Origin of the sequence: Dyadobacter sp. Leaf189, from assembly GCF_001424405.1 — a bacterium.
Taxonomy (GTDB): domain Bacteria; phylum Bacteroidota; class Bacteroidia; order Cytophagales; family Spirosomataceae; genus Dyadobacter.
On sequence record NZ_LMPS01000001.1, the window covers coordinates 467679 to 493999 of the forward strand.

General features: G+C 48.2%; 23 protein-coding genes. 9 read left to right on the forward strand and 14 right to left on the reverse strand.

Annotation, left to right across the window (positions count from 1 at the left end; translation table 11 throughout):
• Positions 1–189: 189 nt before the first annotated feature.
• Positions 190–1158: a RhuM family protein gene (gene rhuM / locus ASG33_RS02105; RefSeq protein WP_056279779.1), complete on the forward strand. Its 969-nt coding sequence runs from the start codon at positions 190–192 to the stop codon at positions 1156–1158.
• A 24-nt stretch (positions 1159–1182) separates the two neighbouring features.
• On the opposite strand, the gene ASG33_RS02110 is transcribed toward rhuM, so the two are convergent.
• Positions 1183–1998 (reverse strand): hypothetical protein, encoded by an 816-nt coding sequence (locus tag ASG33_RS02110; protein WP_056279781.1) that lies wholly within the window; start codon positions 1996–1998, stop codon positions 1183–1185.
• Between the two features lie 242 nt (positions 1999–2240).
• On the opposite strand from ASG33_RS02110, the gene ASG33_RS02115 reads away from it, so the two are divergent.
• The 5 genes from ASG33_RS02115 (at position 2241) to ASG33_RS02135 (ending at position 6651) form a co-directional block, all read left to right on the forward strand.
• Entirely contained in the window at positions 2241–3020 is a 780-nt protein-coding gene (locus ASG33_RS02115; RefSeq protein ID WP_056283157.1) for a hypothetical protein, read from the forward strand.
• Between the two features lie 148 nt (positions 3021–3168).
• Positions 3169–4074, forward strand: coding sequence for an alpha/beta fold hydrolase (locus ASG33_RS02120; protein WP_056279783.1), 906 nt, complete (start codon positions 3169–3171; stop codon positions 4072–4074).
• Positions 4075–4171: 97 nt separating this feature from the next.
• On the forward strand, positions 4172–5032 hold the full coding sequence (locus ASG33_RS02125; protein ID WP_056279784.1) for a helix-turn-helix domain-containing protein: 861 nt from the start codon (positions 4172–4174) through the stop codon (positions 5030–5032).
• Positions 5033–5090: 58 nt separating this feature from the next.
• The gene (locus tag ASG33_RS02130) at positions 5091–5678 is read left to right on the forward strand and encodes a Crp/Fnr family transcriptional regulator (RefSeq protein WP_056279787.1); all 588 of its coding nucleotides are present in this window, start codon (positions 5091–5093) and stop codon (positions 5676–5678) included.
• Positions 5679–5736: 58 nt separating this feature from the next.
• Complete coding sequence (locus tag ASG33_RS02135; protein WP_056283159.1) at positions 5737–6651, forward strand: NAD-dependent epimerase/dehydratase family protein; 915 nt, start codon at positions 5737–5739, stop codon at positions 6649–6651.
• Here ASG33_RS02135 and ASG33_RS02140 read toward each other — a convergent pair.
• Positions 6598–7185 (reverse strand): GNAT family N-acetyltransferase, encoded by a 588-nt coding sequence (locus tag ASG33_RS02140; RefSeq protein ID WP_157474528.1) that lies wholly within the window; start codon positions 7183–7185, stop codon positions 6598–6600. The genes ASG33_RS02135 and ASG33_RS02140 overlap by 54 nt on opposite strands.
• Before the next feature lie 2 nt (positions 7186–7187).
• Positions 7188–7499: a multidrug efflux SMR transporter gene (locus ASG33_RS02145; protein WP_056279789.1), complete on the reverse strand. Its 312-nt coding sequence runs from the start codon at positions 7497–7499 to the stop codon at positions 7188–7190.
• Between the two features lie 270 nt (positions 7500–7769).
• Here ASG33_RS02145 and ASG33_RS02150 point away from each other — a divergent pair, with 270 nt between their 5' ends.
• On the forward strand, positions 7770–9080 hold the full coding sequence (locus tag ASG33_RS02150; protein ID WP_056279791.1) for a hypothetical protein: 1311 nt from the start codon (positions 7770–7772) through the stop codon (positions 9078–9080).
• A gap of 41 nt (positions 9081–9121) precedes the next feature.
• On the forward strand, positions 9122–10372 hold the full coding sequence (locus ASG33_RS02155; protein ID WP_056279793.1) for a dipeptidase: 1251 nt from the start codon (positions 9122–9124) through the stop codon (positions 10370–10372).
• A gap of 7 nt (positions 10373–10379) precedes the next feature.
• Here the strand turns inward: ASG33_RS02155 and ASG33_RS02160 are convergent, their stop codons facing one another.
• The 6 genes from ASG33_RS02160 to ASG33_RS02180 all read right to left on the reverse strand — a co-directional run bounded on the left by ASG33_RS02160 (position 10380) and on the right by ASG33_RS02180 (position 18140).
• On the reverse strand, positions 10380–11993 hold the full coding sequence (locus tag ASG33_RS02160; RefSeq protein ID WP_310589164.1) for an FtsX-like permease family protein: 1614 nt from the start codon (positions 11991–11993) through the stop codon (positions 10380–10382).
• Entirely contained in the window at positions 11968–12546 is a 579-nt protein-coding gene (locus ASG33_RS26190; RefSeq protein WP_310589165.1) for an ABC transporter permease, read from the reverse strand. Before ASG33_RS26190 ends, ASG33_RS02160 begins: the two co-directional genes overlap by 26 nt.
• 49 nt (positions 12547–12595) lie before the next feature.
• Entirely contained in the window at positions 12596–14248 is a 1653-nt protein-coding gene (locus ASG33_RS02165; RefSeq protein ID WP_056279795.1) for a hypothetical protein, read from the reverse strand.
• 36 nt (positions 14249–14284) lie between these two features.
• Positions 14285–16909, reverse strand: a complete 2625-nt coding sequence (gene ppsA, locus ASG33_RS02170; RefSeq protein WP_056279797.1) for a phosphoenolpyruvate synthase — start codon at positions 16907–16909, stop codon at positions 14285–14287.
• A 26-nt stretch (positions 16910–16935) separates the two neighbouring features.
• Entirely contained in the window at positions 16936–17454 is a 519-nt protein-coding gene (locus tag ASG33_RS02175; RefSeq protein ID WP_082489064.1) for a MarR family winged helix-turn-helix transcriptional regulator, read from the reverse strand.
• A gap of 92 nt (positions 17455–17546) precedes the next feature.
• Positions 17547–18140, reverse strand: coding sequence for a hypothetical protein (locus ASG33_RS02180; RefSeq protein ID WP_056279799.1), 594 nt, complete (start codon positions 18138–18140; stop codon positions 17547–17549).
• A 194-nt stretch (positions 18141–18334) separates the two neighbouring features.
• Between ASG33_RS02180 and ASG33_RS02185 the strand changes: the two genes are divergently transcribed.
• Positions 18335–18946, forward strand: coding sequence for a Crp/Fnr family transcriptional regulator (locus ASG33_RS02185; RefSeq protein ID WP_056279801.1), 612 nt, complete (start codon positions 18335–18337; stop codon positions 18944–18946).
• Positions 18947–19012: 66 nt separating this feature from the next.
• On the opposite strand, the gene asnS is transcribed toward ASG33_RS02185, so the two are convergent.
• The 5 genes from asnS to ASG33_RS02210 form a co-directional block, all read right to left on the reverse strand.
• Positions 19013–20449 (reverse strand): asparagine--tRNA ligase, encoded by a 1437-nt coding sequence (gene asnS / locus ASG33_RS02190; protein WP_056279803.1) that lies wholly within the window; start codon positions 20447–20449, stop codon positions 19013–19015.
• Between the two features lie 200 nt (positions 20450–20649).
• Complete coding sequence (locus ASG33_RS02195; protein WP_056279806.1) at positions 20650–22326, reverse strand: NAD(P)/FAD-dependent oxidoreductase; 1677 nt, start codon at positions 22324–22326, stop codon at positions 20650–20652.
• 167 nt (positions 22327–22493) lie between these two features.
• Positions 22494–24620: a cation:proton antiporter gene (locus tag ASG33_RS02200; RefSeq protein WP_056279808.1), complete on the reverse strand. Its 2127-nt coding sequence runs from the start codon at positions 24618–24620 to the stop codon at positions 22494–22496.
• A 3-nt stretch (positions 24621–24623) separates the two neighbouring features.
• Positions 24624–25199 carry a hypothetical protein gene (locus ASG33_RS02205; RefSeq protein ID WP_056279810.1) on the reverse strand — a complete coding sequence of 192 codons (576 nt, stop codon included), beginning with the start codon at positions 25197–25199 and terminating at the stop codon, positions 24624–24626.
• Between the two features lie 268 nt (positions 25200–25467).
• Complete coding sequence (locus tag ASG33_RS02210) at positions 25468–26292, reverse strand: HAEPLYID family protein (RefSeq protein ID WP_056279813.1); 825 nt, start codon at positions 26290–26292, stop codon at positions 25468–25470.
• Positions 26293–26321 lie beyond the last annotated feature (29 nt).

Sequence of the window (26321 nt, forward strand, 5' to 3'; positions counted from 1 at the left end):
ATTCATTTGCTGGAATACAACGCCTGCAAAGAGACAACAGCGACCTTTTAAATAATTGTTTACAGCTTCAAAGTGCAAGCTTGCTCCATACGCGCAGAAAGTCGTCCATCTCTTTTACCGAAGGATAATCCACCAAATTATTTGCCCGGCTTACTTCTATATTCGGGCTAAATAAAATGATTTAAAAAGATGGAGAAGCAGATTGAGATATATGAAAGTGCCGATGGTGGAGTTCAGATGGAAGTTTCAGTAAAAGATGGAACTGCCTGGCTAAGCCAGAAACAGATTGCCACATTGTTTGGAACCGAAGTCCCTGCAATTAGCAAGCATATCCGAAACATATTTAATAGTGACGAACTGGCGCGAGAAGCAACTGTTTCCAAAATGGAAATAGTTGCAGTGGAAGGTAAACGGCATGTTTCCAGGGAACTTGAAGTCTATAATCTGGATATGATTTTGTCAATTGGCTACCGTGTCAATTCCGGTAAAGCGACCCAATTCCGCATTTGGGCGACTCAGCGGCTGAAAGAATATCTTGTCCAGGGCTATTCCATTAACGAGCAGCGACTTGCTCAGAAAAACCAGCAAGTGCAAACGCTGAAAGACGGGATCCGGATTCTGAGCCGTGCGATTGAATACAAGGCTAGTGAAGCAGACACCCCCTGGCTAGCACATTTTGCCAAAGGACTGGAACTGCTTGATGATTACGATCATGAAGCATTGGATCAGAAAGGAATCAGCCAGCGAGCAGCGACATGCCCCGATTTATCATCTTATCAAAATATTATTGAAGCCATGCGGCGCGATTTCGACTCTTTCGTGTTTGGAAAGGAAAAAGATGATAGTTTCCGAAGCTCAGTTGCGCAGATCAGTAAAGGGTTTGGGGAAATAGATTTTTATCCGTCAATCGAGGAAAAAGCGGCTACCCTGCTTTATTTGGTTATCAAAAACCATTCATTTGTCGACGGGAATAAACGAATTGCCGCGGCGTGTTTTCTACTTTTTCTGGAAGTAAATGGCTTATTGAAAGCGAACGAAAACCCAATTATCAGCAACGAAGCACTCGCAAGCCTGACACTTTTCGCCGCCGCCAGCAAGCCAGAGGAAATGGAGACTGTGAAGAAGTTGATTGTTAGTGTTTTGAATAGGAATCAATAGCGGCTAATAGCCACGAGCTAAGTTTCAATGCTTCAATGGGAGATCAGTGGTGTCTATTGACCTGAGGCCGGGATAGGCCTGCAAACGGCGACTTATAAATGAAAGAAGATCAGAAGCCAATTTCGGCACATCTGTGGCTTTCAAATATTTGCGCTGGCCGTTAAAGTAAATATCGAGCGTAATTTCCGGTGAATCCTTTACCATCTGTGTGCCAAATTTCAGGCTTCTGATACTGCTTTTTTGCAGAATCTCAATAAACTGTCGGTAAGTACTGTCGTCGAGAACTGCGGTATAATTCCCGGTCGGCAATTCACCATTTCCAGGAGGATAATCATTTGTAATATCCAGCGCTAAATTCTTGCGGTTATCCAATTTCACGGTAACTGTTGGACTAAACCAGGCAGGCGTAGCGTGATAAGTCAGCTTTTCAAAAACAATTGTCGTGTCAATCAAATGCTCTTTTCTGCTGAGTTTCAAAAGCGCGCGGTTTTGAAAATAGCTTTTTGACAATTTGGAAACAGGCTCTACAATTAATGTTGAATCATTACTGCTGACAATTTTCAAATCATAGCGATCCGTATATTCTATTTTAAAATCAGTTTCAGAGCTTGTATAAATATGCTGATAACTCAGTGTATCGCCGAAAATGAACAAATGGAAATAATCCTCCTGCAACAATTTGTTAGCCAAAACATTACTCGAATCCCGACCCAGGTGGTGGATTTCGATCAGCTCCTGTAAGGGGCTGAGCCAGGTTCCTTTCAGCGGCGCTGGCTGGGCAGAGGCGTAAGATTCGAGTACTGTTATGATCAAAATAAGCGGAGCAATGTGTAGTTTCATTTCCGTGTGAATGTTTGACTCAAATATATAAATAAATTATATATAAGCTTTTTAGCAGCTTTTAATCTTTTTACTATCTGTAATTGACCTTTTAAACGATGATCCTGCCGCGACTTAAAACTGGAATTGCTGCCGTACTTGTCCTGTTTATTACAACCTGCTCCCAGGCGCAAAATAAGACTCATTTAAATACTAACGCGCTTTCTCGGCGCATCAAACCCGCCCCTGAAAGCGTCTTCAAAATGTTCCGCGAAGCCGGAATGCAGCCGGTCAAACACGAACTCACCCCGGCTGAGAAAGAAAAGGTAACAAAAGCATTCAAACTCCTGCCGCCGCTGCACCAGCACATTTTGAAAGGACATTTGCTCAGCATCAGCTTCATGGACCATATGCCGAACACGGCATTGACCTCACCAGTCGATTCGGTTGGCGGAAAGAAAATGTTCAACATTACATTTCGCGCGAGTTTGCTGAACGAAAACATTTCGCAGTGGGCGACCTGGAAAGAGAAATCCTGCTTCATTCCCGCTGCGGATTCCAGTTATAGCCTTCACGTCGAAGGCGGCAACATGGATGCTATCATTTATGTGCTTTTGCACGAAGCTACGCATGTTGTGGATGCGGTGACGAACATCACGCCGCATCCCGACAATGCCAGTGCAGTCGTGGAACCGACGCCTTTTACCAAAGACATTTGGCGGTTGATGAACAAGCCCGCCGAGCCATACATTGATTCATTGTTAGAAACGAGATTTCGAAGTGGGAAGCCGGTTTCCATCAGCCTGGCGCCTGATGTTTATGCAAAGCTTTCGAAAACGCCTTTCCCTTCTTTATATGCAACTGCGGCCTGGTTTGAGGACATTGCAGAGCTTTTGTCAATTTACCACATGACCAATAAGTTGAAGCAGCCGTTTTATATCGTGGTTACCAAGGACAACTCGGAAGTAGCGCGGTTTGAGCCGATGAAAAATGAGCTGGCAAGGCAGCGGTTAGGGCAGTTGGCGACGTTTTACAAGCCATAATTTTGAGTCGCGGGAAAAATGTACAAGTTGCTTGGCATTTTATCCATTCTTCTGCCGGGTTAAAGAGGCAACCTTTGTAATGTCGAAACGAAAACGACAATCTGCTAACGGTTAGCAAATTAACTCAAACATCAAACGTACTGCTCACATGAAAACTGTTGCCTTCACCATCGCCCTCGCATTCACATTGATCCTAAGCCAAGTGACATTTGCACAATCCCGCAAGCCGGCCGCATTCGGAAGAGAAGAATACATTGAAGTAGAAAAAAATGTAAAACTCCACGTGATCGACCTGGGCGAAGGCCAGCCTGTTGTCCTCATTCACGGATGGCCGCTAAACAATGAGATGTATGAATATCAATACCAATATCTGGTTGAAAAAGGGTTCAGGGTGATCGGCATTTCACTCCGCGGTTTCGGAAAATCGGACCGGCCTTATGGAAAATATGACTTCGATACTTTCTCCGACGACATTAAAGTGGTTTTGGAAAAACTGAAAATTGAAAATGCAACACTCGGCGGATTTTCGATGGGAAGCGCGGTGGTGCTGCACTATGTGACCAAATATAATAGCGCGCATATCAGCAAGCTGGCCGTATTCGGCGCCACCGGTCCGTCGTGGAAACAGCGCGAAGGTTATCCGCTTGGAATCACTGAACAGGGTGCAAAAGACCTCATCAAGCAGACCAAAACCAACCGCGAACAATTGATTTCTGGTTTCGGAAAAGCATTTCAGGGACAAGAAGGCGGACTTTCCGAAGAGACGATGAGATGGTTGGAAAACATTAACCTGAATGCTTCACCTTACGCTACCACTCAGGCAATCAGCGCATTGGGAGATCTGGACCTGCGCCCGGTGTTGTCGAAAATTACAATCCCGGTGGCGATATTCCACGGTGTGAACGATAAACTGTGTGATTTCAAAGGTGCTGAGCAGCTTGAAAAAGCCATCAAAGGTTCGCACATCATTAAGTTTGAAAAAGGCGGCCACGGGTTTTTCATTGAAGAAATGGATAAATTCAACACCGAGCTTGAAAAATTCGCAAGAAACTAAATAAACGATTCCACCTGTGAAGCGATGATTTGCTTCACAGGTTTTTTCTCTATTTTGAAACAAAAAATAATCCCGAAATTCACAAGCGTATATAGCCATGAGTTCAACTGTTTTCAACAATAATTTAAAGACGCTGGGATTGCTTCAGGTAAGTCAGGAGCAAACGGAACTAATCAACGGGCCTGCTTATAAGGAATATATCAAAATCCTGTATCTGCCTGCCGGCTACAAGCTTAGAGTGGATTTTGCATGTTATGAAACGCAGCAGCCGACTTTGTTTTTTATCAGTCCCAATCAATATCTCGAATTGGAACAAGCAGGCGAAGACAGCGGATATTTCATTTTTTACAACCGCGATTTTTACTGCATTCAGATTCACGATCAGGAGGTTGCGTGCGATGGGTTGCTGTTTAATAACATCCGGAATATGCCCAAAGTAGAGCTTTCGAATGCAGAAATTGCGCTTCTGGGAGGGTTATTTCAAGAGATGATCCAGGAATTTAATCTCAACGACAGCTCGCTGGAAGAAATGGTCCGCACGTATCTCAAACAACTCCTCATCCGCGCCACGCGCTCCTGGAAAAGGCAGCATCTGACGCACGACGTCACCGAGCAGCAAAGCGATCTCGAATTTTTCCGCAAGTTTACCAGGCTCGTAGAAGAACATTATAAATCCAAACACACCGTCGCCGATTACGCCGATTTCTTGTGCATGGCGCCAAAAACGATCACCCACAAATTCAACCGGCTACGGTTACCACAACCCAACGAGGTGATCAAAAACCGCATTATTCTAGAAGCAAAGCGCTTATTGGTGCATACTTCGCTCACTGCCAAAGAAATCGCTTATGACTTGGGATATCAGGATCCGGCGTATTTCAGCAGGCTGTTCCAGTCCAAAACGGGTGAGTCGCCGTCGGGTTTTAGGGCGGGGTTTTTGGCGCTGGAACAACAGTAAGGGCTTTTGATGTATATTGAATCTTTAAAACAACTCAACATTTTAAAGAGAGTAGAATATGGCGCCGGAACTGATCTCGATATTGCGGAAAGATGTGCAGCTCGACGATGCCGAGGCGGAATATATTTCTTCCTTCTTCAAAAAGCGCACCTTCAAACGCGGCGCTATCCTGCTCAATGCCGGAGAACAGGCATCTGAGGTGTTTTTTGTGCTGAATGGTGCATTGCACCAGTTTTACCTCGACGAATCCGGCGTTGAAAAGTCGTGCAACTTCGCATTTGAAAATGAATTTATCACAGACCTGGACAGCTTCTCCAAACAAAATGCAGCCACGTCCCACATCAAAGCGCTGACCGAAACTGCGGTACTTTCCCTGACCTGCAAGGATATGGGCATGCTTTTACGGGAAGTGCCCTCTGTTGCTTTGTTCTTCCGCATATTGGTGGAACGCATTGCCGCTGAAAGTATGGAACGTACCAAATCCCTGCTCGCTTACACTCCACAAAAACGTTTTCTGATGCTGGCCGAAGCCCGTCCGGACATTTTTCTGCGCGTGCCGCAACGTTATATCGCCCAATACCTCGGCATAGCGCCCGAAAGTCTCAGCCGCATTAGAAAAAGATTGTTTGTGGAGGCAAAATCTTAACACAGATCAACATTTGGATCTGGCTCACAGCGATACATTTGTATCAAAAAAAGCAATCATGCAAACGATACTAGGCGCTGGTGGTGCAACCGGCATTGTACTGGCCAAAGAACTGAAAAACTACACGGACCATATCCGGCTGGTATCCCGTAAACCCGCGCGGGTCAATGCCGGCGACGAGCTTTTCCCGGCTGATCTGTTGAAAGCATCGGAAGTTGAAGCCGCAGTGGCAGGCTCTGAGGTGGTTTATCTTACAGCAGGTTTGGAATATAACATCCGCGTCTGGAGACGTGACTGGCCCATTTTGATGCGCAATGTGATCAATGCATGTACAAAGGCAAAGGCGCGCCTGGTATTTCTGGACAATGTATATATGTATGCGGCAGACGAAATTCCGCACATGACGGAGCGTTCCCGTGTCAATCCGCCGAGTGAAAAAGGGAAGGTGCGGGCGGCTGTGCAGGATATGCTGCTCGATGCCCAATCACAGGGATTGCAGATGCTCATAGCCCGAAGTGCTGATTTTTACGGACCTGATGTTAAAAACAGTCCGCTCAGCATTTCAGTAAATGATGAGTTCAAGAAAGGCAAAAAAGCATTTTGGCAAATAGACGCGTCGAAAGTGCATTCATTCACGTACGTGCCTGACATTGGCAAATCCCTCGCACTACTAGGTAATACACCCGACGCTTACGGGGAAGTTTGGCACCTGCCCACATCGGCGGAGCGGCTGACCGGAAAGCAATTCATTGAAATGATCGCCACGGAAATGAATGTGCAGCCACGCTATTACATTTTTACGGGATGGATGATGCAGCTGCTCGGGCTTTTTGTGCCGATCTTGAGAGAACTGAAAGAAATGGCCTATCAATATGACCGTGACTACGTTTTCGACAGCAGCAAATTCGAGAAAAGGTTCTCATATAAGCCCGTCAGCTATGCGGAAGGAATCAGGCAAATGATCCGCAGCTGATAGCTGCTTTTTCATCATGATGTCAGTCTGCTCGTCCTCGCCGAATTTGAAAATGTGTTTATCAAAAGCCACGAAACCATTCTTTTCATAAAACCGGATCGCTTTCAGATTTTCTTCCCAGACGCCCAGCCAGAGATAGGACTTCTGTGTCGCCCGGGCGACTTTGAGTGCTTTGTCGTACAATAGCTGACCTACTTTTTTCCCGTGAAAGGCGCTTTTTACGTAAATGCGTTCAATCTCCAGGGACGTGGGATCCTGCAGTTCCGTTTGTGCCTGTCCTGCATTCAACTTCATATAACCTACAGGATTTTCACCGAGCCAGGCAATGTAAAACTGCGAATCGGGATGGTTGAGCTCTGCGGTCATTTTTGCCTCACTGAAATTTTCAGTGAGGTATTTGTTCATATCTGCCTCGGTATTAGCCTCTGCAAATGTTTCAAAAAAGGTTTCGCGGCTGATTTGCTGAACTGTCGCCAGATCGTCAGCGCCGGTTTTCACTATGGTTACCTGAGCCATTTGTTGCGTTTGTTTCATGTTCACGAAAGTTTCATAAGTACCAGTCCTGCCGTGATAAGCAGGGCGGCGGCGATCCGCATGGCATTTGCTGGCTCGCCGAGGATAAAAGTGCCGATCAAAAAAGCGCCGACCGCACCGATACCCGTCCAAACCGTATAGGCGGTGCTGAGCGGTAAAGTCCGCATTGCCAAAGCAAGCAGGGAAAAGCTTGCGATCATCGCAACAATGGTAATGGAAGTTGGGACAAGCCGGGTGAAACCTTCCGACTGCTTCATAAAGTAGGCCCAGACAACCTCAAGGAGGCCGGCGGTAACCAAATAAATCCAGGACATAACAAGACCTTTTTAGGCCGGGCCGTCCCGATTCGGTTCCCACTACGGGGGAGGTCGTCCTCCTGCATTGTGCTACGCGGAGATAGGTTGAGTAGCGCAATGCAAAAATAAGAAATCAGGAAGGTTACTGTCAAGTGATCCCTCACATTCGATTTACTTTCAACAAAATGCGGTTTAAATACGTCAGAGCTGCAAAAAGGCAAGAAGATATCTGTGATTCTATGTATTTTCCAGCATCCTCCATTCCTAAATCACAGAACCTTAACCATCATGATGAAAACAGAAAATAAGCTAACACTGACGCGGCGTGAAATGCTCGGTGTAACTGGTCTGGCCGGGCTTGCCGCTTTAACCGGCAACGCAGCAGCTGCGCCGCAAAGTGCTTCGGCAAAACCGCGTATCGCTTGTCTGGTCACTTACTGGGGTGCTACGAGATCGCATGCGGACTGGATTATCACGAAGCTTTTGGACGGTTACTGGTGGGAGGGAGCCCATACGCCTTCGCGGGTAGAGGTTGTTTCGGTTTACATTCATCAGTTTGATACAAGTTTGCTGGCGCAGAAGATTTGTAAATCGAAAAACATCCCAATCTTCAAAACGGCGGGAGAGGCGGTTACGCTGGGAGGGAAGGAGCTAGCCGTAGACGGGGTCGTGATTGTTGGAGAACATGGAGAGTATCCGACGAATCTGAAAGGGCAGTGGCTCTTGCCGCGCTGGTGGATTTACGAAAAAGTAATCCGGGTATTTGAGCAGAGCAAGCGTGCAGTGCCGATTTTTAATGATAAACACCTTTCTTACAGCTGGGATGAAGCCAAATGGATGTTCGACAAATCGCGCGAGCTGAATTTTCCGTTGACGGGCGGTTCTTCCATTCCAACCTACTTCCGAAAGCCTGAGATAGAACTTGCCGTCGATACACCATTGAAACATTCAATTGTACTTGGCGGCACACTGGACGAAGGGGCACTATTTCATTCCGTTGACGTGCTGCAGGCTTTTGTGGAACGCCGGAAAGGCGGCGAAACGGGTGTTAAGTCGGTACAATGCATCCGCGGACAGGAAACCTGGAAGTGGACAGGACAAAATCCCTGGGCCGGGAAGTTGCTTGAAGCGGTACGCGTCAGTTTCGGCTTGAAAGCAGGACATTTTCAGGAGATTGAAAAGCCGAATGTTTGCATTGTGGAATATAATGACGGTACAAAAGCAGCGGTTTACAATGCACGGGATGTAGGCTGGACATTTGCCGGAGAAATCAATGGACAAAAGGATCAGGTAGTGATCTCCATGCTGGGCTGGCCGGGACCGTTTGACCAATACCACGCCTCCAACTCTCAGCCCCATTGGATTACCGAAATGATGGTAACAAAGCAGGAGCCATTCAATGCAGAAAGGCTGCTGTTATCCACCGGAATCACTGCCTTCAATATGGAATCGAATTGGGAAAATGGTCGCTACTCACCAGTTGGCCGCCGCATTGAAACGCCATTCATGAACATGAAATACCGCTCCACACGCGGGCCTCAATTCAGCAAAGGCGAACGCCCGCCCAAAATGCCCTACGTGCGCGGATTCGATGAATAGGGGAGTTTGTAAGCTACTTTCGCAAAAATTAATGTTTGTATATGAAACGCAGAGACGTTATAAAATCCCTGACCCTTTTACCAGTAGCAGGTGCTGCTTTTGAAAAACAATCCTTTTCTGCTGCTCCTGGTATTGAAGACAAACCAATGCCGGACCTGCATCGCAATGCATTCGTTATGGATGGACATACGCATGTGATGAGTCGCGAGCTGATATTCAAGACGGATATCGGGCAGCGTTATCCCGATGGTACCGTCGATCTGCCGAGGGCGAAGGAAGGTGGATTGGACGCGATGTTCTTTTCGGTTTATACTCCTGAAAACTATTACCCGGGAAGGTTCGAGATGAAGAATACCTTCCGTGTTGTAAATCTTGCATTGGAACAAATCAAAAAGAACAATGCGGTAATTGAGCTGGCACTTACCGCTTCCGACATTGAACGTATCAACAAAAAAGGAAAAATGGCAGCCTTCCTTGATCTGGAAGGAGGCTACGACCTGCACGGCGATCTCGACCTGCTGCGGGCGCTTTACAAACTTGGACTGCGCTCCATGCAGCTGACGGCACACAGTACTACCAATGCGTTTATCGATGCCTGTAACGATGTGTATACCTGGGGCGGCATCAATGCGCACGGGAAAGCGGTAATCAAAGAAATGAATGACCTTGGAATGGTGATCAATGTGGCCCACGCTTCCAATAACGCCATTCTGCAATCGGTTGCTGCGAGTCGGCATCCTGTCATTTACAGTCACGGCGGCTTTCACAAAATCGTGGATCACCCGCGCTGTATCTCCGATGAAGCAGCTAAGGCAATTGCTTCAAAAGGCGGCGTGATCGGTGTCCATTTCGGCAGCTTGTTTAACAATCCCAAATACTGGGCGTGGCAAAAACCTAATAATCCGGTCAGAGTGCAGCCTGATCCGCAGCCTAAAACACCCAGGATACTTGCCTCCCAGGTTACCACGCAGACCATTGAGGATGTGGACAAAGAGTTTGCACGCGAGCTCCCGTTTACTTTCAATGGAACCATACCGGATGAATACTGGATGCATGTGGACCAGCTTGCAAAGGTGATTGACTACGGCGTGAAGCTGGTAGGAGAGGACCATATCGCGCTGGGATCTGACCTTGACGGCGGGCCTGAACTGCCTCGCGAGATCAAAGACATCAGCGATTTTCCACAGATTACCATCGCAATGCAAAAGCTGGGTTACACGGATCAGCGGATTAAAAAGATCCTGGGCCTGAACTGGCTGCGCGTGATCCGGCAGGTAACGGAAGGAAAGTGAGCCTGCGCTAATCTCCCCGCAAGCTTTTCACCGGATCAAGCAAAGCTGCCCTTATCGCCTGGTAGCTTACTGTTACCAGTGCGATAACAAGTGTACCAATGCCCGCTGCTGCGAAAATCCACCAGGATATGCGGGTGTGGTAAGTGTACTTTTCTAGCCACTGATCCATGGTATACCAGGCAATGGGTATCGCCAGCAGACAGGAGACGGCTACCAGCATGACGAAATCTACGGAAAGCAGCCGCCAGAGGTTTGTGACGGAAGCTCCGAGCACTTTTCTGATCCCGATTTCCTTTGTGCGCTGCTCTGCCATGAAAGATGCCATTCCAAAAAGTCCGAGGCAGCTGATGAAAATGGCCAGTATAGTAAATACTGCCGCCAGCTTACTGATCCTTTCCTCGGCAGCAAACTTTAATGCATATTCCTGGTCCACAAACTGGTAGCTGAACGGAGAGTCAGGCGCATGTTTTTTGAAAACCGCCTCAATGTTTTTCAATGCGGAACTTGAATTCGTGCCGGGATTGAGCCGGGCAGTAATAAACCGGCCGCCTCTCGGAGGAATGAAAAAGATTGACTTCTTGACAGGATCGTAAGGCGATTCCATGATCATATCCCTGATCACCCCGATGATTTTAAAAGACCGCCCGTCCCAGGTAACGGTTTCTCCGATCGCATCATCCAAGTCTTGCTTTGCCAGTCCCATGAACTTCACAGCGGCTTCATTTACAACAAATCCCGCCGAGTCACTGGCCAGGGTTTTGGTAAAATCCCGCCCGGCAATAAAATCCCAGCCGACTGTTTTTCCAAAATCGTGTGAGATACCGATTGTCGCAAATTCAGATTGCAGCCCGGGATCTTTCCCTTTCCAGTTGAAACCTACATTGGCCGAAAAAACCTCGGTAGGCGGTCCTGCCGATTCAGCCATTGCGGTCACGCTTCCTGTTTTGACAAGATCATCCAGAACTGCATCGAAATGCATGTGAATGTCGGGGGTATTGACCAGCATGGTTACAAGCCCCTGCCTGTTATAGCCAATCGGCCGGCTTTTGGCGTGAAGGACTTGTTTATACACAATCACAGTACCAATGATCAGCGTGATCGAAACGGTGAACTGCAGCACTACCAGTATCTTCCGGGGCAATGTAGCACGCAAGCCCAGCGGCGTCCATTTACCTTTTAATGCTTTAATGGGCTGAAATGAAGATAAGTAAAATGCCGGGTAACTGCCCGCTATAATACCGGTGAAAAGTGCGAAAAACAGGCCGCTAACCAGAAAAAGCGGATCTCGCCAGGGCATTTGCATTTGTTTATCGGCAATCTCATTGAATGTCGGAAGAGCAAGCCAGGCAAGCACCAGCGAAAGGAAAAAAGCCAGGCCGACAACCAGGAAAGATTCACTGAAAAACTGACCGACCAGTTGCAGGCGCACCGAGCCGATCGCCTTCCTGATACCCACCTCTTTGGCGCGTTTTTCGGACCGTGCGGTACTCAGGTTCATGAAGTTAATGCAGGCAAGCAGCAGCACAAATACACCGATAATGCCAAAAAGCCAGACAAACTGAATGCGCCCGCCCGCATTGCGTCCATTCTCCCATTCAGAATAGAGGTGCCAGCGGCTCATAGGATGCAGCAGTATCTCCAGCTACTCTCACATCCAGATCTTTGTTCAGTTTCAACGTTTTATCCACTGGGTCAGCGTCTCCGAAAATGGCTTTGGCGGTCGACGCTGAAAGCAGTATCGTCGCAGGATCTTTGAGCCCGGCAGTACTGCCGCTGACCATTTTCAGGGAGAGCATTTCGGCGGCGCCTGTGGACATAAAATTGCCGGGTTGCGTAAAACTTGCGCCGTTGTAAGTCAGTACGTGCCTTTGCAGCCAGGAGGTAATTACCACACGGTCAAAAGCTGCGCCGTAGCTCGTTTGCAGTTCCTTGAACAACGGCGCGGGTACATTATTGCCGGTATTTACCTCTCCGTCGAGGGTTTGCTGCTGCATTACCCGCGCAATGCGGGAGTAGTGCTGATGTGTTTTGTTAAAAGAAAGCTCATCATAAATCCACAGCCCGATCAGCATCGCTACCGCCATTCCTACCGCAAGTCCGCCAATGTTGATTGCCGAGTAGGTCTTATTCCCGGTCAGATTTCGCCAGGCTATCTTGAAGTAGTTACGGAACATGCCAGTGATCAGTTGATTTTGAAGGCTATAAGTTAAATGTATTGCGTAGCTACTGACCAGTGCGCACCTTCACGTTCCGAAACATAAAGTCATTATCACTTACCCGCACAGGTTTGCCGCTGGTCGTAGTGACATTCTGAAGCACAACCTCCCTCGTTTTTACATAAGGATACTTTTCCTGGTAAGAATCGTCTTTCATGGCCGGATTGAAGTTGGTAAAAATCGCAGGTCCCTGGTAATTTTCAGGATGCTGCGAATCATCGATCCGAAGGTTTTGAACCGTAATCTTTTCCGGCATGTAGCAGGTATAACCAAAGTCGTGCTGACCGGAGTTGGAGCCGCTGATCAGTGCCGCATTCACCGGCTTCCCATTGGCAGGCACGAATACGCAGTCACGAATGATTACTTCTCCCTGCCAGGTACTCCCGTAATCGGAGCGCAGATTGACGATGCTCCTGCCGCGGATCGTTGAATTTTCAATCAGTAACAACCCGCTGCCGATCGCATTGATACCCATATGTCCGAGCGTCGAATTGCGGATGGTCGCGTTGGCCACTCCCTGGTGCGCGTCGAAGCGGGAGAGGGTACAATGGTCATAGAGCAGGTTTTTGCAAAAATTCGAACCCAGAATACCCCAGTATGTATTGTCATTGATGTCGTTCGTCTGGGTACAGTTGATAAAAGATACATTCAATGCGCGGTTTGCCGACAGGTCGTAGGTGCCCATTGTAACCGGCTTGCCCGCCGCGCCGATGGTGCTGTAAGTTTTGTGCCCGGTCAGTACCGTGTTCCTGACGGTCACGTAGGCGCATTCACCGATGTTGATAAACCCTCCGTAAGGCGCTCCCTGCTCACCTTCGCCGGTAATGCGGTGTTCCAATCCTTCGAGGGTTACATTTGAGCGACGAATTGCGATGTTCCGGTTGTAGTAAGTGTATTTTGATTCGGCTTTGTTGGCTATTGTAGTAAAGCGCCCGCCTTTGATGCTCAGCGGCTTTTCGTCTATCGGCAGTGCAGTTATCTCAGTGATCTCATCAAAATCCCAGATAATGGGCGCATTCATATCTACCTTGCCGTTTTTATCAACCACAAAAATGTCAGTCTGCGAAGAACCATTGTTCTGATTCAATCCAAACCGGATATACTGCTTTACGTTTGCATTTGTGACAGTAACCAGGCAAGACGCCGGCAATGTCGCATTGATTTTCTCCTGGTTTCTTTTGAGTGATGATACCCCTTCCAGCTTGAAAGGTTTCAGGCCTGAACTTACTGTAAACACAGCAGCATTGCGGTTTTCAACATCCGTATCATCAATGATAAAAGCGGCTTTTCCAAAGTCAGTATCCGTCCGGATCACTGCTGTGCGTGCTTTCCCGCCAATGTAGTAGGTAGCTGCATCGTCGGCTTTCACGGCAAGTCCGTGCAGGTTGGCAAATGCGTGGGTGGCTGCAATGGCATTGATATCGTCAGTTTTGCCATCGCCCAGGGCACCCAAGTCGCTGTAATGCACCAGGCGCGCAGCCTTGAATTTAGCCACATCTTTTGGAGCAACATTTACATGGAGGTCTCCATTTTCACTTACGGAAACCAGCGTTTTGCCTTTCTCTGAGGTGATTACCACATTTTCGAGCGGGGCTTTGTTCTGCGCCTGTGTTACAAACCGGCAGAGGAGAATAAGGAAGAGTAGGTTGTACCTGATCATAGGGTATAGGATAGTTGTTGGTGTTTTTGCGGTAACCTACAAAATTTCCACATAACCTTCTGTTCCATTCACGCGGATCCGCTGGCCGTCTTTGAGTACCCTGGTCGCATTTTCAACACCAACTACCGCCGGTAATCCGTATTCACGGGCGATCACTGCGCCGTGTGTCATCATCCCGCCGACTTCGGTGATAAGACCTTTAACAGATACAAACAGCGGTGTCCAGCTGGGATCGGTAAAAGTGGTAACCAGTATATCTCCCTCTTCCAGGTCTGCGTCTTTCATGTTCAGGATAACCCGCGCGCGTCCTTCAATCGTGCCGGAACAAACCCCCAGTCCCGCAATAGCGCCTGCCGGCAGGTTTTTTGATTGATATGCGCCTGAAATCATCTCGCCCTCGGAGGTAATGACACGGGGTGGATTAAGTTTTTCAAAGTTCCTGAAATCCTCCTTTCTATTCTCAATAAGCTGCTGATCTGCTTTTTGCGTTTCAAAAACCTCAGCCAGCTCTTCAATCGAGAAGTAGTAGATATCTTCTTTATCGCGAATTATACCTGCTTTTAAAAATGCTTCGGCCTCTCTGAGTAACGCTTTCCTGTATACGAAATAACGGCTGATCATTCCATATTTTGGGTATTCCCGATAGCCTGCAAAATTGCGAAGCTGGTCTATCATCCGTTTTGCCTCCATTGCTTTCGCTTCTCCTCCGGGTAATTGGCTCAGCCGGGATAGTAAATCCTCTTCCTTCTTTAAAGCTTCCTGCAATCCACGCTCAAACTTGTCCCCGCCCGCACCAGGTCCGAAGTTTTTGACGTGACTCAGGATAAGCGGGATTATTAAAGCGGGTTGTTCGAGCCAGCGGGTTCTTGTGATGTCAATTTCTCCGGGGCAGCGCATTCCATAGTTTTTGAGAAATGCATCGATCGCATTCCAGGCTTGTTGCCCGCCATTTAATGCAATGAGTGTGTCCGGCCAGTTTTCGTCGCGCACACTTTCCAGGTACGCAATCACTTCGGGAAAAGGGCGCACTGCATCCGCAACATCCAAAAGCGCGAGCCCCATTTCAGACGTGACGTTGTTGGGGACAGACAGTGAAAGTGTGTCCGCTGCGCTCTTCTCACCCAGCCAATCGTACATTTTCTCATTGATCCACTCAGCCGCATTCATACCCGCCATAATCGCGCGGTGACTCTGCGGATCAAACAGTATCTTCTTCAATTCGACAATATCATCGAGGATAAACCGGATCAAGTCAGCACCTGATTTTTCCTGAAAGCGTTCTTCCAGCTCCTGCACCGACCTTTCACTACGGCTGATCAATTCAGGTACAATGGAGGCAGCAAGCTCATTTTCTTCGGGCGCGGGTGACTTCGCAGGCGGCGTCTTGCCGTTTTCGTTCGCATTTTCTTCCGGTATGGTCTCTATATCGCCCCTTTCGATGACAGTCAGCAGCGCATCTTTAATAAGCGGGTCCGATTTTCCCATGGTATCCAGGAGCGTTTCCCTCCTGGAGGGCAAGGCCAGCAGTGGCGTTACGTCCACAAACAACCGGCCGCCGGCAGTCCGCATTCGTGCCGGGGTTACGTGAAGAAAGAAAGATAATCCCAGCGGTCGCATTGCATCGGTCATCATCTGTCCATGACCGACAGACACGTAGGCGCGCGTTTTTTCATCCTGCGCATTCCACTCGGGAACCGGGAAGAGGGTAGTGATCGGTCTGCTCTGGACAATGTAAAACGTGCCGCCGGCAAGGCACCATTCAATATCCTGCGGCGCATCTTCTGTGGTACCAGCGAAATGAGCCTCAATTTGTTTTCCCAGGGTTGCAAGTTCCAGGATCTGCGAATCGGTAAGCACCAGCTGATCCTGACGTTTGGGCGTAATCTCTATTTGCATGGTACCACCTTGCTCGGCAGGGTAAACAGCCAGCTTTTTGGAAGATACCTTCTTTTCAATGCGCCCGTTCTTGCATACTTTGTAATGGTCTGCATTCACCAGTCCGGACACTACTGCCTCGCCCAATCCAAAACTTGCGTCAATGCAGGGCGTCTTCCTGTTGCCCGTAACCGGATCGGCAGTGAACAGAATGCCGGCTGCTTCCGGAAAGATCATTTTCTGGACAATTACGGCCAGACTTACTTTCCGATGATCAAAGCGGTTTTGAATGCGATAGGTGATCGCGCGATCGGTAAAAAGCGAAGCCCAGCATTTGCTGATATGTTTTAGAATTGCCTTTTCACCAACCACATTCAGGTAAGTATCCTGCTGCCCTGCGAAGGATGCTGTTGGTAAATCCTCCGCGGTTGCACTGGAACGAACCGCGAAGGCACTTTCTGCGCCAAAAGCGGAAAGGTACCGGCTTACTTCATTTTCAATGCTCTTTGGGATAGAAACCTCTTCAATCACACGCCGGATTTCGCTGGCTAATGCACTTATTTGCTCCCTTTGCTCTGCTTTTAATGTCGAAAGCTGAGTCAGCAAGTCAGTTATTTCAGGTATTTCTTTAATAATCGTATTGTAAGCTTCTGTTGAAACACAAAAGCCTGTTAGTACCTTAATTCCGCCTATTCGCGTGAGTTCGCCCAGGCCTGCGCCCTTTCCTCCTGCCAGGTCAGTTGTAGTTTTGTCAATTTGATCCAAACCCAGTATGTACTTTCCCATCTTATCCAATGTTAGAGGTTTGACAACTACTTTTTCTCTCCGCTGGAAGCCCGGCTGGCAGTCCGGCTGGAAGTCCCGCTGGTTGTGTCTGTGTCGGAAGTCAGCGCATTCGTGGCCTCGTTCATGATTTCAATGGCTTTTGAAAAATAGGCTTCAATGACTTTGCTTTCCTCCTCTGAAAATGAAGCGATCAGATTTTCTGTTTTGCTCCGGAAATCCTCGTAAAGCGGTACCAGGAGCTTCATAATGTTTTCGGTGTGCGGCTCTATAATCACTTTCCGCCTGTCGTCCGCCGCAAAACGTCTTTTGACTAGATTTTTCTTTTCAAATCTATCCACCAGCCCGGTCACAGCGCCGGTCGTAAGACCTGTAAGCGCCGATAGTTCACCCGCCGTCATCTGGCCCTTTTCCATCAGAAAACCCAGGTACTTATGATCCGTACCCGGGAGTCCTGCTTTCCTGGCCACCGCTTCGTGCAGCTGAATGGAGGTAAATGCATATTGCTGGCTAAGCTTTCTTATCCGCCTGAGTTCGTCCTTGTTCATATTATCTCATCAACTAAATATCTTAGTGACAAAGATAAATGGATAGTCTTGTAATTACCAAATGTGGCGGTGAAAACGAATGGCAAGTCTGGCTAGAAGCGCGTGTTGATCCCAAAACTGACAAGGCCTTTGTAGCCGTAGCCAATCTCAGCAAAGCCACCAACCTTTTTCCCGACCCTGATTCCAAATGGCGTAACCTGGAAAGTGGGCACTGCATACAGTTTAGCGTCAGTCGCAAGCCGCTGGTCTTTGAGCCGGACAAAGAGCCCGCCTATGCCTGCGGCAGCATACAAGGTAACATCTGGCGTGTCGGCGTAGGTGATTTTGGGTTCAAATGCCATGATCAGGTTGGTGTGCTTATACGCCCGTTGATAGTCGTAGTAATCCGCTTTATAGGAGGTACCATTGCTTGTTGCGGATGTTACGCCAATGGCAAAGCGGCGGGTTACCTGGTACCGGTAAGTAATAGCAAATGAGCTTGAAAAGTCCATCTGCGGCAGCGGCTCGCTGAACACAGACCCTAGAAAGATGATGAGCGCATCATCCAGCAGCCGCTCCCTGGCCAGAGGTCCGTAACTAAGCTGGACTTCGTGCTGGGAAGGCCGCTGTGCATGTGCCGGCGTACCCGCGGCGAGCAACAATGCGACAACTGCAAAGGAGAGAATGGTAGAATTGAGCTTTTGCATGGCAATATAGGTTAGGTGAGGCAGGCTGGATTGTGTGTTTTTGCACAGCACAAAGTAAGTGACATGGCAGAAGTTTATATCTTGTCCTGCGACACGGATCTGAGTTGTTCTGCAACACGGATTTGTCTTGCGCTCCGACAAGATTTTGTCACCCATTGAAAGTTTTGAGAAATCGTAAGCCCCTAATTGAATTTATGAAACCCTCCGAAGACATTAAGCCGCTTCAAAGAATCCTTGACGCTTCCAGGTTCATCCTGTCGGAGCAGGTTAAAGAACGTTTTCAGGAGAACCTCACGCGGTTTATGATCCCGAAGGGCAGGGTGTTGGTGGATATGGGACAGGTTAGTAAATGCCTTTATTTCATTGAAAAAGGCGCAATGCGGACCTACTATCTGCGGGGCTCGGAGGACATTACGTCGCTGCTTGTTTCAGACGGCGACATTGTTTGCATTGCTGAAAGCTTTCTTTTGCAAAAAGCCTCCAATGATGTTCTGGAGACGCTGGAAGATACGACAGGCTACTCCCTTTCTTACGAAGCTTACCGGAAACTGGTGCAGGAAGACGTTTACATGGCGGGACTGGCAGTGCAGCTCCTGGAACAGCACCTCATTAATTTCACTGATCGCGTCAAGGTTTTCAAATATTTGTCCGTAGAACAACGGATCGCGCACTATATCAGCCAGCCATCTTCCCTGCTGCGCCGCATTCCTGACCATTACATTGCCACTTACCTGGGTACCACCGCCGCCACTTTCAGCCGGTGCCTGAAAACGATCAATATGGATAAGGGTGGGGTGAAATCTTAAAAAAAACCTCCTCTCCGAAACATACCTGTTTCCCGGAGAGGAGGTTTTCTGGAAAAATATATGCACTTAAAACTCTGCGCTTTTTGGGTATCTTGGGAAAGGTATTACGTCGCGGATGTTGCCCATTCCTGTAACGAACTGTACTAAACGTTCAAAGCCTAAGCCGAAACCGGAATGCGGCGCTGTACCGAATTTGCGTGTTTCCAGGTACCACCAGAGGTTTTCAGGGTCGATGCCCACTTCATGCACGCGGCCAAGCAGCTTTTCGTAGTTTTCTTCACGCTGACTTCCGCCAATGATCTCGCCGATTCCCGGGAAAAGTACATCCATTGCACGTACGGTCTTTCCGTCTTCGTCCAGCTTCATGTAGAAGGATTTGATCTCTCTCGGATAGTTGGTGAGGATAACCGGTTTTTTAAAGTGTTTTTCTACCAGATACCGCTCGTGCTCGCTGGAAAGATCGATGCCCCAGCCCACAGGATACTGGAATTTCTTCTCTTTATGTGGTTTCGACTTCAACAGAATCTCAATGGCCTCCGTGTAAGTCAATCGCTCGAACGGATTGTCCACCACAAAGCTCAATTTTTCGAGCAAAGGCAGCGAACGCTCGTTTTGCGGCTTGCTCTTTTCTTCTTCTGCCAGCCTGTTTTGTAAAAAGTTCAGATCGTCCTTACAGTTGATCAATGCATAATTGATCACTTTTTTTACAAAATCCTCAGCGACGTTCATGTTGTCTTCCAGCTCATAAAAGGCCATTTCTGGCTCTATCATCCAGAACTCCGCAAGGTGGCGGGTTGTGTTGGAGTTTTCGGCACGGAAGGTAGGTCCGAATGTGTAAATTTTGGAAAGTGCCATTGCGCCCAGCTCGCCTTCCAGCTGCCCGGAAACAGTCAGGTTAGCTTCTCTTCCAAAGAAATCTTCCTTGAAGTTGATCGCTCCTTCTTCTGTACGGGGCAATTTGTTGAGGTCCAGTGTAGTTACCCGAAACATTTCGCCTGCGCCTTCCGCATCAGAGGCGGTGATCACAGGTGTATGGAGGTAAAAGAAGCCACCATCGTTAAAATATTGATGCACAGCAAAGGCCAGCGCGTGGCGAATGCGCAGAATGGCGCTGAAAGTATTGGTACGTGGACGCAAATGCGCGATTTCACGCAAAAATTCCAGCGAGTGTTTCTTCGGTTGTAATGGATAAAGCTCCGGATCGGCAGCACCGTAAACGAGAATATCCTCTACTTTCACTTCCACAGTCTGGCCCGAGCCTTGTGATTCGATAAGCTGGCCTTCGATTTTGAGGCAGGCGCCGGTTGTGACGGTTTGCATCAGCTCGTCGGGAAATTGCCCTGGTAGCGCAACTGCCTGAATATTGTGAATGGTGGAACCGTCATTTAATGCGATGAATATTGCATTCTTACTTTCCCTTTTTGTCCGTACCCAGCCTTTGAGGGTAACGGATTGGTTTTCCGGAGAAGCTTGTAATATCTCTTTAATTTGCAGCGGTCCCATTTTGGCAATATGTGATTTGATTCTGATTTGTAATTACCCGCTTTCAAATTTTGTATTGAAAAGCAGGCTGTTCGACGGAAGCGCACTTCATTTTTGAAAGCGCCGCAATCCTAAGCAAACTTACAATGTGATAAGCTTGATGACAAGCAAACCTGTTAAGAATGCCACAAAAAAGCAGTATTCGGGCCGGTGCAGATAATTCAGGCAGGATTCGGCCGCGCAGTATCCTTTACTTTCAACTTCCTCCGCGTATTTATTTTTGTTTTGATCCATTCAGGATAGTGCGTCGGGTCTTCCGCCGGGTACACGTGGAGTTGCTGGGCTGGATCCGGTTTCAACAGCTCGGCCTGGGAACTGCCCAGGATGCGGGCGGCAGTTTGAACACCCGAATAACTGGCGCCGGCGACTCCATTGGCCAGAATGCTCGCGCCGCACAGGTATAGATTTTCAATTTCGCTCTGCGCTTTAAAAGCAAAAGCGCCTATTTGCCAGAAGCTTTTTTCGGTACCATATACGCAGCCTTTCGTCGAATCAATGTAGTGCTTGTTGGTCAGCGGCGTGCCCATTTCTTTCTGAACAATGCATTCAGTTATTCCTGGCAAGGCCTTTTCAAGGCTTCTGATCATTTTCATGCTCAGCTGCTCTTTAAGGTCCAGATATGCCTGGGAATGCGCCCCGGTTTCGCCTTCAAACTGACTAAAAGCCTGATTGTTGATAAGAGTGATCACCTCCAACGTATGGTGGATTCCGTCAAAACTCGTGGGGTCTTTTAAGGTGCTGGAACTGATAAACAATGCCGGGAATTCAGCTTCCGAAGCAATGTCCGCACCTGCATGCTGACCGTAAGTTTCTTCACTTTCTGCATCCGGTACCAGCCAGATATTCCCTGAATCCAGACCGGCTTTACGCAGATCCATATCGACAGTTAGAAACAGGATCAGTGAAGTACAGGAGTATTTCGTGTTTTTAAGCTGATTTAAAAGTGGCTTGCTGAGATTTTCTTCGCCTACGAGACGGGAATAAGTTGTAGTCGGATCCGCATTGGAAATGATTCTTTTCGCATACATAGTTGCCCCATTTTCAAGCTCTACACCCACCGCCTGCTTTACTTTTTCACCCTGTACCAAAATGCGTTTCACCTTTTGTCCCGTCCTGCATTGACCGCCATGTTTTTTGATCACATTGGACATTGCTTTCACAATCGCTGCCCCGCCGCCCATCGGATAAAAGCCGCCTTTTGCATAATGTGCCATTACCGCGGCGTGGTAAGGGAAGCTGGCTTTGCCGGGGGGAAGTCCGTGGTTACCCCATTGAATGTTTAGTATCTTTTTGAGCAGCGGATCCTTGATATGCCAGTCGATTACACGTTTTACACTGAACAAACCGTATTTTCCCAAATGCCGTGTGCGCCAGGGAATGGTCAGGTGATCCATAAATCCGTTCATTTCTGAAATCAGGTCCAGCTGGCTGCTGACGTTTTGAACTGCTGTCAGGTATTCGTCAATGCCTTTCTTTTCCTTTGGAAATTGTTCGGAAAGCACTTTACGCAGCTCGTCGAAATTTGCGGGGATATCAACCCGCTCTTCGCCTATCCAGCAATGTTCGTAGGCAGCAGGGTTCATTTCGAAGAAGGTAAGCTCATTGGCAATTCCCAAACCTTCGTACAACATCCGGGTTGACTGACCTTCGCCGAGCTGACCTATGTAATGGACCCCGGGAGAAAAACGCTGTCCGCCGATCCGAAAACTGTGGCACCAGCCACCAAGCACATTATGCTGTTCCAGAATGAGCACTGTTTGCCCCTCACGCACCAGGCAAATCGCCGCAGAAAGCGCACCCATTCCAGACCCGATAATGATATTATCGAATTCATACATTAAATCCTGGTGATCAGACGACACGATATTGCGCTTGGTTTGGGTAAAAGGGCATGAAGCGGTTCAATATAAAAATATTGTTCCTCATCATTTTGCGGCCGGATGCTTTTTCTTCAATCGGGCATTTACCGTTTTTCTGGCTGAAATATTTGTCGGTCAACTTTACATTATGACGGGAAGATCTTGCTGATCATGCGGCTGATTTCGACAAAATCGTCGTTGTTGCTGACGGAGCGTTTTTCCGTTTCATCCTCGGGTTGCTGGGAGAATGGATAAATAAGCAAAAAATTGTTTTGCAATGCATGCTGGTTCAGGAAGTCGGGTAACAAGCCCATTCTGGGAAAATAAGAGGCCATTCCGCGTTTAGCCATAAAAATGATCAACCCCTCATCTTCTGCAATTTGCGTGGCTATTTGCTCGGCTTCACCCCAATATTCCACCGGATGGAGCGTCAGTTCGATGTTTGATTTTTTGGCAACCCGTTCAATAATGCGGATGATCTGGCTGCTGGTGTAAAATGCCATGACAGCGCCCGAAGTTTTCCCGATGTTCCAGACGCGCAGCAATGCCTGAAAGAATCCCGGCTCCTTATCAGCCCGGGGCGGGATCAGTACAAGGTATTTTTTAATGGTCGAAATAGGCTGTGCCGAATGGTAAATCAATGTATTGACATTGTCGTTTTGCAGGTATGCGTTGGTGAGATTGTAAACCAGCGAGGGCGTAAAGCCTTTACCTGGCTGTAAACCCAGAACGAGATCGGTAATCTTCTGCTCTTTGATCACATTGCTGATACCCGAAGCAACATCGCTGTCATATCTCGTAAGCGGCTGGATCCGGACATCGGCCGCCGCGGCAGTAGTCACAGCAGTGTGCAGCGTTTTTTCAGCATTCTTGACAGAAGATTCATTCTTTTCATCATTAATAATATTCAATGCAAACAGTCTGTCGCGGTTATGTGAAGCCTTGATCAGCAGGCTCAGATTCACCATTTTCTCCACTGTATCCTCATAATTGACAGCGAGGAGTATATTTTCAGTTTCCTGATTGATACCCGACGCCGTAGCTTCCTTGTCTACCGCCGCAATCTTCTGCGCACTCGCCATTGAAACAAATGAAGAGACGGTACATGAAATCAGGATCAGTAAGATACTCCCATTCAAAACGTGCTCACTCAGCAGGCGGACCGTTTCTCCATTCGCATTTTCAGAAACGATAATGTTGTAACCTACCATCACCGCCGCAAGTGTAGCAGCGGCGGAGGCAGAGCTTAATCCAAAAATGAGCATTCCTTCATCCTTGGTCAGCCTGAATGTCTTTTGCGTCAGCACCGCAGCCAGGTATTTTCCGCCGATGGATGCAACGAGCATCACCGCGGCCACTCCCAGGGTTTCAAGACTTTTAAAGAAAACGGTGAAATCGATGAGCATACCCACGCTGATCAGGAAGAAGGGAATGAAGATCGCATTGCCCACAAACTCTACGCGGTTCATCAATGCGGAGGTATGCGGAATAAGCCTGTTGAGTGCGAGACCGGCAAAGAATGCGCCGATAATTGCTTCGATACCCGCCAGTTCTGCAAGGACTGCGGCGAGATAAATCATCACCAGCACGAATATGTACTGCGAGATTTTATCATCCACTTTTTTAAAAAACCACCTGCCGATAATCGGGAAAACCAGCAGTACTGTAAGGCTGAATGCAAGCACCGAAAAGCCGAGCTGGAACCAGAAAGCGCCATTCACCTCGCCCTGCGTCATACCTACCACCACCGCCAGTACAAGCAGCGAAAGTACATCGGTGAGCATAGTTCCGCCGACTGTGATGTTGACCGACAGGTTTTTTGAGATACCCAGTTTGCTGACCAGCGGATAGGAAATCAGCGTATGTGACGAGAACAGGCTGGCGAAAAGAACCGACGTGAGCATGGAAAAATGCAGCACATAATAGCCGCCAAGAACTCCCAGAATGAACGGAACGGCAAATGTATACGCAGTGAAGGTCACACTTTTGCCCATGTTCTTCTTGAAGTCGCCCATATCAATTTCCAGTCCGGCCAGAAACATGATATATAGCAATCCGGTGGTGCCTGTCACGACCACGCTGCTGTCGCGGGAGAGCAGATTAAGTCCGTTAGGACCCACCAATGCACCTGCAATGAGGAGTCCGAGCAAATGCGGCACTTTGATTTTGTTAAGTAAAAGCGGAGCACCCAGGATAATGATCAGCTCGATCAGAAATTTCAGTACCGGATCCTCGATCGGCAGGCTGCTTATATGAATATTCAGAAGCTGCATAAGCTATTTGGTTGTCGGGCGGGTCAGCTCGAGTGAGAATTTGGAGTTGCAGGCCTGATTGATATTCATCATTTGCTGCCCCTTCATCAGCGCCTGGTTTACGCGTGCGAGTTCCACGTTGAGTACCATATTCTTTGTGGCGGAAGAGTCGCTCGCAAAGTTGAGTACGATGCCTGTACTGTCGAACCGCGCATTATAAACCCGCACGAGCTGATTGTCATTGCTCATTACGCGTGTGTACAGTCCTGTGGAGTCGCTGATAAATTCCCAGGAGTTGAACCGCTGGTCGCCGATCACATACTCTGGACAATTGGATTCGCGGCATATCGATTTCGCATTCCACAGACCGGCAATTTCGTCGGGCCAGTGAAGAATAATGGCGGTATCTTTTTTCGAAAGCAGACTATCGCGCATTTCGAGCAGTGATTTATAATCGGCTTCTTTCAGCGCAAACTCTCTTTCACGCTGACTAATGCGCTGTTCCCGTACATCCAGCTCCTGCTGCTTTTTGTTGTCCTCGCAGGCCGACAGGCCGAAGGCGAGCAAGACCGCAATAATATAGTATCTGTGGAGGGTCATATACAGAAGTGGTTTAAGATGTTTGATTTTACTCAGGAGAAAAGTTGTGCCTGCCGCTCAAATTCAATCCCGGCAAATGCTGGTGAAGCGGCACATATATAAAAAATCCTCCTCACCAATGCAACTTGGAAGACTTCAAAACCTGTCGATAGGGGGGAGGGGGGCTGCCGATATATACTGCGGGAGGTTGCATGTGGGGTGAAAGAAGTTGGGGCGGCGAATACCCCCGGTATTCGCCGCCCCATTCCATCAGAACAATGGAGAATGATTACCTTTTTCGTTTCGGCTCAAAAATGATCCTGGCCATGAAGCTCATACCATTATCCCTGAAATGGGTAGGAATGCCCGTAACAAGGCCGAGTGCCAGATTGGAGGCCAGTACCAGTTTCACTTGCGGACGAATGACAGTGTGTCTGCTCGTAGCAGAAGACTCATCATTGACCTCAACCCCTACAAAATGCCCGCCCGGAAGGACATAATGCATACTCGCATTGATTTGATAAAATAACTCCCGTTTTGATTCCTCAGGTGTTAACTCCCACTCCGGACCGGTGTAAATCATGGAATGGACCCGCTCTCCCCACTTTTTGGCAACGATTAAAAACGGGCTGACGGAATGGCCTTTTAACATGCCCCGGCCACGATTGATCGAATAAAATGAATGCGCGCGAAATTCATGCATATAACCCGCCGCCATCGACATTTGCTGTTGATCAGAAACCAGAAAGGTATATTGAGCAGCGAGTTTCAAGCCTTCGATGCGGTTTCGCGGAAGCGAGGCACCTTCCTGCGGCTGGGCAGATCTGTATAAAGCAAAAGGAACCTCCACTTCCAGCCCAAGGCGGTTGACAGGCGAAAATTCGTATTCAACAAATGCATGGTTGGCGGTGTAATCCTTGTGACCTTCAATGCCGTAACCGACATTCCATTCCTTTTCACCTTTTCGTGCACCGAGGTCACGGATCAGGTCCATGTAAAGCGGCTCCGCGTGGCGGATTTTCAATGGTTTTGGTTTTTGAACAGAGTCAACCTGCGCCGCGGCGGGCAGCATTGTTGTTGCAATCAGTAGTGTTGTGATGATGAAGTTTTTCATGCCTTTTAATTGTTTTTTAATACAATGTT